Source organism: Gordonia phosphorivorans, assembly GCF_042432625.1.
In the GTDB taxonomy this organism is placed as follows: Bacteria; Actinomycetota; Actinomycetes; order Mycobacteriales; family Mycobacteriaceae; genus Gordonia; species Gordonia phosphorivorans.
In genome coordinates, this window is the sequence record NZ_JBHLWV010000049.1 from 1 (window position 1) to 4000 (window position 4000).

The 4000-nt window shown below is 62.9% G+C and carries 2 protein-coding genes; both read right to left on the bottom strand.

The genetic code is table 11. From position 1 onward, the window contains the following. Positions 1 to 98 precede the first annotated feature (98 nt). Positions 99 to 3140, bottom strand: coding sequence for an MMPL/RND family transporter (locus ACFFJD_RS16780; RefSeq protein WP_382366254.1), 3042 nt, complete (start codon positions 3138 to 3140; stop codon positions 99 to 101). Positions 3141 to 3261: 121 nt separating this feature from the next. Next, positions 3262 to 3843: a TetR/AcrR family transcriptional regulator gene (locus tag ACFFJD_RS16785; RefSeq protein ID WP_382366256.1), complete on the bottom strand. Its 582-nt coding sequence runs from the start codon at positions 3841 to 3843 to the stop codon at positions 3262 to 3264. Positions 3844 to 4000: the final 157 nt, after the last annotated feature.

Sequence of the window (4000 nt, forward strand, 5' to 3'; positions counted from 1 at the left end):
CCGGTTGACCCCGATCGAATACGAGACGATCATCAACACAGCCGCCTCAGCGGCATGACACCGAAACTGTCACCTGGTCGTGCAGCAGTCCCCCGGCTTTATGTTTGCTTTGCGGGGTGGGGTCGGTGGCGGCGTTGGGTGGGAGGGGTCGTTGGCTTTTGGGGCCACCAGCTTGCGTTGCCGAGGAGTGTGGCGATGGCTGGTACCACGATGGTGCGGACGATGAAGGTGTCGATGAGAAGGCCTACGCCGATGATGAGTCCGACTTGGGTCATGATGCCGATGGAACCGGCGATGAGGCCGAACATGCTGGCGGCGAAGATGAGGCCTGCTGAGGTGATAACTGAGCCGGTGTTGGTGACGGTGCGGAGCACTCCGACTCGGACGTTGTGATGTGATTCTTCGCGCAATCGTGAGACCAGCAGCATGTTGTAGTCGGCGCCGACGGCTACCAGGACGATGAACGCTAATAGGGGCACAGGCCAAGCGATGTCGGTGTGGAGTATGTGCTGAAAGATCAGGACGCCTATGCCCAATGCTGCGGTGTAGTTGAGTACGACGGTGCCGAGTAGGTAGATGGGTGCGACCAGTGAGCGCAGCAGGATGATCAGGATGATGCCGACGATGGCCAGGGTGGCCAGGGCCAGGAGGCGGAAGTCGTTGGTGAGCAGTCGTTGCAGGTCGGCGTTGATAGCGGGGAAGCCGGCGACGGAGACGGTGGAGTCGGTCAGGGTGGTGTTGGGTTTTGCGTCGTTGGCGACGGTGGCGATGGTGCTGGCCAGGCGCATGGCGTCCGCGCTGTAGGGGTCGAAGCTTGTCTGGACGGCGTAGCGCACGGTGTGTCCGTCCGGGGAGATGAAGTGGCGCGCAACGTCGGCGAATTGCTGGTCAGCGAAAGCATCTTTGGGTAAGTAGAAGCCGGTGGCCGAGTCCGAGCCGCGGGTTTCGCGCGCGGTGGTCTGTAGTTGGGCGGCGAGCGTGGCCATGCCGGCGAGTTGTTGAAGGTTGCTGTCGACGAGTGCAGATACGCCTTCGGCGAGTGTTCGCGAGCCGGCGGCGAGTTGGGAGACCCCGGTCTGCAGTTGGGCGAGTTTGGTTGGCAGGTCTTGGGCCCCGATGGTTCCCAGCGTGGTCTCGAGGGTGGCGACGGTGGCGTTGAGTTGGTTGGTGACCGCGGTGAGGGGGGTGTCCATCTGCGCGAGCTGGGTGGACAGTGTCGTGATCTGGGTGAAGAACCCGCTGTCGCGGAGTGCGGCGAGATCGCGGGCTTGTTGGCGCAGGGTGCTGCATTGGGGTAGTTGAGTGCACAGCGCTGAGTTATCCAGTAACGGGAGCACTGAGGTGATTGTGGCTATGGCGGCTGATGACTGTTCGGCCAGGGCTGCTAGCTGAGGGGCGTTCTGCGCGGCTTGGTCGAGTTGGGGTGCGGCGGCGGTCAGTGTTTGTAGAAGTGGTTGGTATTGACCTATTTCGGCCCCGATGGTGGTGACTTGGTTAAGAATGCCAGCCAGTGGGGTGAGATTGGTGCGGATCTGTATGTCGAGTTGTTCGAGGCCGTCGGCGAGTTGGTCTGCACCAGAACGCAATTGTTCGAGGTCACCTTTGCGGGCTTGGCCCTCACCCACTGAGCCGGCCACCCGATCGCCGATCTGCCCGTTCTGCCAGGAGAGTTGGGCTTGTTCGAGTTTGGCTCCGGTCGGGCGAGTGACACCGACCACACGGGTGACGCCGGGGATCTGCGCAATCCGAGCTGCCATCTGATCAAGGTCGGCAAGTCCGTTGGTTGTTCTCAGATCGGTGGGCGAATCCACGACGACAAATTCCGCGATGGTGATGTCTTGCGGGAAGTGCCGGTTGAGCAGTGCGTAACCTTCGTTGCTGTCGGTGGTTGTGGGTTGACCGTCTCGGTCGTCGTAGGTGATCTGAATGCCCAGCGCGGTGACGCTCAGGATCGTCAATCCGACGAGGCTGACGGCCAGCAACGGCGCCGGGCGGCGTACGACGAGGACCGCGATGCGGTTCCAGTAGCGCCGCGTGAGGTCTTTGCGCGGGGCACCCCACCCCCATCGCGCAGCCCACAGCAGCACTGGCGGCAACAACGTGACGGTGGCGAGGAATCCGATGAGGATCGCCACTGCGCAGGCGGGGCCGAGGGTGGCGAAGACGCTGAGCTGCCCGAAGACCATGGCTAAGAACGCGAGAGCAACAGTGCTTGCCGACGCAAGGATCACCCGTCCGATGGTGGCGGTGGCATCGATGAGAGCGTCGGACGCGGCGGCGCCTTGGCGCAGCCTTTCGTGGTATCTGCTGATCAGAAAGACCGAATAGTCCACACCGGCGCCGAGCAAGATGACGGTCATGAACGCAACGGTGAATTGCGAGACTGGCATGCCCAGTTCGCCTAACGCAGACATGACTCCGCGGGCTACGGCGAGACTGATACCGATGACCAGAAGCGGTAGCAACGCAGTGAACACCGACCGATAGACGATCAGCAAGATTATGGCGATCAGCACGACGGTGGCGATGGTGATGACCACCAGATCCTTTTCAGCGGTGACGATTTGGTCGCTGAAGGTCGCTGTTGGTCCGGTCACGTGGACTGTCGTGCTGGTGCCGGTAAAGACCTCTGCTGCGGTCTCGCGGATCGATTCCACAGCGTGGGCCGCCGTCGGCCCGCCGAGGCTGCCGCTGACCCCGACGGGCAAGTACCAGGCTTTGCCGTCTTCGCTGAGCGCTTGTCGGGCAGTGATCGGGTCGGCGAGCAGGTCGCGTACGGCCTGCACATCATCGCGGTCGGCGCGGAGCCGGACCACGAGGTCGTCATAGCGTTGGCGGGCGGGCTCGGTGAGTCCGGCCGGATCTTCCATTGCCACGAACACCGTGGTCTTCGCGCCCTTTTCGTCGAACGCCTCGCCCATGCGATCGAGCGCCTGAAACGACGGCACGCCCTTAGGAATTGGGTCCACCGATTGCTGGCGCACAACTGTTTCCAACTGGGGAAACAGCACAGCCAACACCACGGCAACAGCCACCCAGACGCCCGCTACCAGCGCTTTGTGCGACAAGACGAAGCGTCCCACCTGCCCCAGCGACCGGCTGTACTCACCGCGACCGGTCGATCGCCGAAGCTTCACCACTGCTCACGCATCCATCGCTGCGTTGGCATCGCACACCCTTCGACAAATGAATCAATCGGTATCACTACGCTACAGCATGTAGCGAAAGGAATGGATTGTTCGGCGACGCGGGACTATCGGATCAGCGGCGGTGGGCGGCGAGAAAGTCGTCGACAAGCTGTTCGCAGTCCGCGCCACTCATCGAGCGAAGGCCGGACAGCCGCGCGAAGACCAGCGGGCCCACGAGCTGGGTGATGGCCACGCCGGGATCGAACTCGTCGAGTTCCTTCTGGGCGGCGGCGCTCTGCAACACCTGATCGAACGGTTCCCGGTACTGCGCGATGACACGAGCGCGCAGCGGCGCGAGGGTGTTCTGCTGCTCCCCGGGCTCCTCCGGCACCATCGCCAGCCACGCCAAGGCGGTCAATTGCAGTGGCGCCTGCTCGATCAACGCAGCCTGAGCACGGACCAACCGCACCAAACTGTCGCGGATTGGTCCGTGCGCGTCAGGGACGTCGGCGTGGGGCAACAATCGTTCGAACGCCGCAGCCAACAAATCGGTGGTGCCGTCGAAATGCCGGTAAAACGTCGTTCGAGCCACCCGCGACATCCGGGAGACCGCCCCGACCGTGACTGCATTAACCCCGCCGGTCTTCAACAGGGCAGATGCCGCATCAACCAACCGGTTGCGTGAACGAACCAAACGCGGGTCTTTGTCATCCATCACGTCCTTGGACCGAGGACCCGCGTCGCGCCTGGCCGCCATCACCGCACCCACACTCCCATCCCCGAGACTGCTCTCGGGCGCGCCTGGCGATCTTGGTTCGCACGAAGTGCTACTGATAATAGCGAAAGTCGAGGAGTGTCCGCCGGGCTAGTCG

Bases quoted from the DNA above. Each gene is read 5' to 3' on its own strand.
- ACFFJD_RS16785 (WP_382366256.1), bottom strand. From the start codon at position 3,843: ATGGATGACAAAGACCCGCGTTTGGTTCGTTCACGCAACCGGTTGGTT.